At 47.2% G+C, this 4287-nt stretch carries 4 protein-coding genes and 4 tRNA genes; 7 read left to right on the plus strand and 1 reads right to left on the minus strand.

The window, feature by feature from the left end; all coding sequences use genetic code 11:
• The first annotated feature begins 179 nt into the window (after window positions 1-179).
• Together murB and birA are read left to right on the plus strand one after the other, a co-directional pair.
• Window positions 180-1208 (plus strand): UDP-N-acetylmuramate dehydrogenase, encoded by a 1029-nt coding sequence (gene murB / locus H9644_RS21310; protein WP_064530654.1) that lies wholly within the window; start codon window positions 180-182, stop codon window positions 1206-1208.
• Window positions 1205-2170 carry a bifunctional biotin--[acetyl-CoA-carboxylase] ligase/biotin operon repressor BirA gene (gene birA / locus H9644_RS21315; RefSeq protein ID WP_064530651.1) on the plus strand — a complete coding sequence of 322 codons (966 nt, stop codon included), beginning with the start codon at window positions 1205-1207 and terminating at the stop codon, window positions 2168-2170. The genes murB and birA overlap by 4 nt, the downstream gene beginning before the upstream one ends.
• A gap of 28 nt (window positions 2171-2198) precedes the next feature.
• Here birA and coaA read toward each other — a convergent pair whose 3' ends face one another.
• Entirely contained in the window at window positions 2199-3149 is a 951-nt protein-coding gene (gene coaA, locus H9644_RS21320) for a type I pantothenate kinase (protein ID WP_074399689.1), read from the minus strand.
• Between the two features lie 361 nt (window positions 3150-3510).
• Between coaA and H9644_RS21325 the strand changes: the two genes are divergently transcribed.
• The 5 genes from H9644_RS21325 to H9644_RS21345 form a co-directional block, all read left to right on the plus strand.
• Window positions 3511-3586, plus strand: a tRNA-Thr gene (locus H9644_RS21325).
• 8 nt (window positions 3587-3594) lie between these two features.
• Window positions 3595-3679: transfer RNA gene (locus H9644_RS21330), tRNA-Tyr, on the plus strand.
• 116 nt (window positions 3680-3795) lie between these two features.
• Window positions 3796-3870: transfer RNA gene (locus tag H9644_RS21335), tRNA-Gly, on the plus strand.
• A gap of 6 nt (window positions 3871-3876) precedes the next feature.
• A tRNA-Thr gene (locus H9644_RS21340) sits at window positions 3877-3952 on the plus strand.
• 114 nt (window positions 3953-4066) lie between these two features.
• A partial coding sequence (locus H9644_RS21345; RefSeq protein ID WP_000031665.1) for a GTP-binding protein occupies window positions 4067-4287 on the plus strand: 221 nt, incomplete at its 3' end.

Here is a 4287-nt window from a genome sequence, read left to right on the forward strand (position 1 = left end):
GTAGTGTGGGGTCTCCCCATGCGAGAGTAGGGAACTGCCAGGCATCAAATTAAGCAGAAGGCTCAGTCGAAAGACTGAGCCTTTTTGCGTTTGTTCAAATTCTTCATATCGTCATATCTACAAGCCATCCCCCCCCAGATACGGTAAACTAGCCACGTTTTTGCATCAGGAAAGCAGCTATGAACCACTCCTTAAAACCCTGGAACACATTTGGCATTGATCATAATGCTCAGCACATTGTATGTGCCGAAGACGAACAGCAACTACTCAATGCCTGGCAGCATGCAGTCGCAGAAGGACAACCCGTTCTTATTCTGGGTGAAGGAAGCAATGTACTTTTTCTGGAAGACTACCGCGGTACGGTGATCATCAACAGGATCAAAGGTATCGAAATTAGTGATAAACCTGATGCGTGGTATTTACATGTAGGGTCCGGAGAAAACTGGCATCGCCTGGTAAAATACACTTTGCAGGAAGGTATGCCAGGTCTGGAAAATCTGGCACTAATTCCTGGTTGTGTCGGTTCATCACCTATCCAGAATATTGGGGCTTATGGCGTAGAATTACAGCGAGTTTGCGCTTATGTTGACTGTGTTGAACTGGCGACAGGCAAGCAAGAGCGTTTAACAGCTAAAGAGTGCCGCTTTGGCTATCGTGACAGTATTTTTAAACATGAATACCAGGATCGCTTCGCGATTGTAGCTGTAGGTCTGCGTCTGCCAAAAGAGTGGCAACCAGTACTGACGTATGGTGACTTAACTCGCCTGGAGCCTTCAACGGTAACACCACAGCAAGTATTTGATGCAGTGTGCCATATGAGGACTACAAAACTTCCCGATCCCAAAGTGAACGGCAATGCCGGTAGTTTCTTCAAAAACCCTGTCGTTTCTGCCGAAACGGCTAAAGCGTTGCTGGCACAATTTCCAACAGCCCCACATTACCCCCAGACAGATGGTTCAGTAAAACTGGCTGCAGGTTGGCTTATCGATCAGTGCCAGCTTAAAGGGACGCAGATTGGTGGTGCTGCGGTACACCGTCAGCAGGCGCTGGTTCTCATCAATGAGCACAACGCAAAAAGCGAAGATGTTGTACAGCTTGCGCACCATGTAAGACAGAAAGTAGGTGAAAAATTTAATGTCTGGCTTGAGCCTGAAGTCCGCTTTATTGGCGCATCAGGTGAAGTAAGTGCAGTGGAGACAATTTCATGAAGGATAACACCGTGCCACTGAAATTGATCGCCCTGTTAGCGAATGGTGAATTTCACTCTGGCGAGCAGTTGGGTGAAACGCTGGGAATGAGCCGGGCGGCTATTAATAAACACATTCAGACACTGCGTGACTGGGGTGTTGATGTATTTACCGTTCCGGGTAAAGGATACAGCTTGCCCGAGCCAATCCAGTTACTTAATGCCGAAAAGATATTGAGTCAGCTGGATGGCGGCAGTGTAGCCGTGCTGCCAGTTATTGACTCCACGAATCAGTATCTCCTTGACCGTATCGGAGAGCTTAAATCTGGCGATGCCTGCGTTGCAGAATACCAGCAGGCTGGCCGTGGTCGTCGCGGTCGAAAATGGTTTTCTCCTTTTGGCGCAAACTTATATTTGTCGATGTTCTGGCGTCTGGAGCAAGGCCCGGCTGCGGCAATTGGTTTAAGTCTGGTTATCGGTATCGTGATGGCGGAAGTATTACGCAAGCTGGGAGCAGATAAAGTTCGTGTTAAATGGCCAAACGACCTCTATCTGCAGGATCGCAAGCTGGCGGGTATTCTTGTTGAGCTTACTGGAAAAACAGGCGATGCGGCACAAATTGTCATTGGTGCCGGGATCAACATGGCAATGCGTCGGGTTGAAGAGAATGTCGTTAACCAGGGGTGGATCACGTTGCAGGAAGCTGGGATCAATCTCGACCGTAATACGTTGGCGGCAATGCTAATACGAGAATTACGTGCGGCGCTGGAACTCTTTGAGCAAGAAGGGCTCACGCCTTATCTGTCACGTTGGGAAAAACTGGATAATTTTATTAATCGCCCGGTGAAACTTATCATCGGTGATAAAGAAATATTTGGCATTTCACGCGGAATAGACAAACAGGGCGCTTTATTGCTTGAGCAGGATGGAATAATAAAACCCTGGATGGGCGGTGAAATATCCCTGCGTAGTGCAGAAAAATAAATAAGGGGAGTATTAGCTCCCCTTTCAATTATTTGCGTAATCTGACTTCTTCTACCGCATGGTTAGCACTTTTCGTCAGGATTAAACTTGCTCGCTCGCGAGTAGGTAGAATATTTTGCTTTAAGTTCAGCCAGTTGATCTCTTTCCAGAGTGTCATGGCTGTCTTAATTGCTTCTTCCTTAGTTAATTTCGCATAGTTATGGAAATAGGAATCCGGGTCTGTAAAAGCCCCTTCGCGGAATTTTAGAAAACGGTTGATATACCACGTCTGAAGTAAGTCTTCCGGAGCATCAACATATATCGAAAAATCGACGAAATCAGAAACAAATACATGATGTGGGTCGTGCGGATAATCCATCCCGCTCTGTAGGACATTTAACCCTTCAAGGATTAAAATATCAGGCTGAACAACGGTTTTATCGCCATCCGGGATCACATCATAAATAAGATGAGAGTAAACCGGAGCCGTAACGTTTGGCGCGCCCGATTTCAAATCGGAAACAAACTTCACCAGACGGTGCATATCATACGATTCCGGGAAGCCTTTCTTCTTCATCAGGCCACGCTCTTTAAGCACTTTGTTGGGATGAAGAAAACCATCGGTGGTGATCAGTTCAACACGACGGTGTTCCGGCCAACGGCTTAATAGTGCCTGTAACACACGAGCAGTTGTACTTTTCCCCACCGCGACGCTACCAGCAATACTGATAATGTAAGGAATGCGCTGTCCGTTAGTGCCAAGAAACTGTTCCAGAACTGCCTGACGTCGCAGGTTCGAGCTTATATAGAAGTTCAGCAAACGCGATAAAGGCAAATAAATCTCGGCAACTTCTTCTAACGAGAGATCTTCATTTATACCTTTGAGACGGGCGATCTCGTCTTCCGATAACGTCATAGGTACGGAATCACGCAGAGCTGCCCACTGGTTGCGGTCAAACTGTAGGTAAGGCGTCATTAACGTTTGCTCTTTTATACTCATAAGCATGTTTCTGGCGGTCATAGCTCTATCGGCAAAGCGATATTTGCCATGGCGCGTCACAGTTCTGTTGAATGGGTTAATGCGCAGGAGGGTAACACCAGATGGGGAGGAATAATAAGAAAAAATCTCTTCCAGGAAGCTATCGTTGAAAAGCAATGTGACAGATATTCCATCTACTAAAAAGAATTGTGTTTTAGCTGGCACACATTGTTAAGCAGAATGATGCTGAAAAAGTATGCTAATCTGCTCTCAATTCGGCTGTTTCTTCATCGTGTCGCGCAAAATGTGACCAACAAAACAAATTATGCAATTTTTTAGTTGCATGAACACGCATGTCTCCATAGAATGCGCGCTACTTGATGCCGACTTAGCTCAGTAGGTAGAGCAACTGACTTGTAATCAGTAGGTCACCAGTTCGATTCCGGTAGTCGGCACCATCAAGTCCGGTGGGGTTCCCGAGCGGCCAAAGGGAGCAGACTGTAAATCTGCCGTCACAGACTTCGAAGGTTCGAATCCTTCCCCCACCACCAATTTCGGCCACGCGATGGCGTAGCCCGAGACGATAAGTTCGCTTACCGGCTCGAATAAAGAGAGCTTCTCTCGATATTCAGTGCAGAATGAAAATCAGGTAGCCGAGTTCCAGGATGCGGGCATCGTATAATGGCTATTACCTCAGCCTTCCAAGCTGATGATGCGGGTTCGATTCCCGCTGCCCGCTCCAAGATGTGCTGATATAGCTCAGTTGGTAGAGCGCACCCTTGGTAAGGGTGAGGTCGGCAGTTCGAATCTGCCTATCAGCACCACTTCTTTTCTCCTCCCTGTTTTTTCCTTCTGTTTATTGCATTCAACAAGTCGGGCATGTTGCCTGGTTGATGTGGTGATATCACCGATTTATCCGTGTCTTAGAGGGACAATCGATGTCTAAAGAAAAGTTTGAACGTACAAAACCGCACGTTAACGTCGGTACTATCGGCCACGTTGACCATGGTAAAACAACGCTGACCGCTGCAATCACTACCGTACTGGCTAAAACCTACGGCGGTGCTGCTCGCGCATTCGATCAGATCGATAACGCGCCGGAAGAAAAAGCTCGTGGTATCACCATCAACACTTCTCACGTTGAATATGACACCCCGAC

The organism is Escherichia whittamii (assembly GCF_014836715.1).
GTDB classification, from domain to species: Bacteria; Pseudomonadota; Gammaproteobacteria; order Enterobacterales; family Enterobacteriaceae; genus Escherichia; species Escherichia whittamii.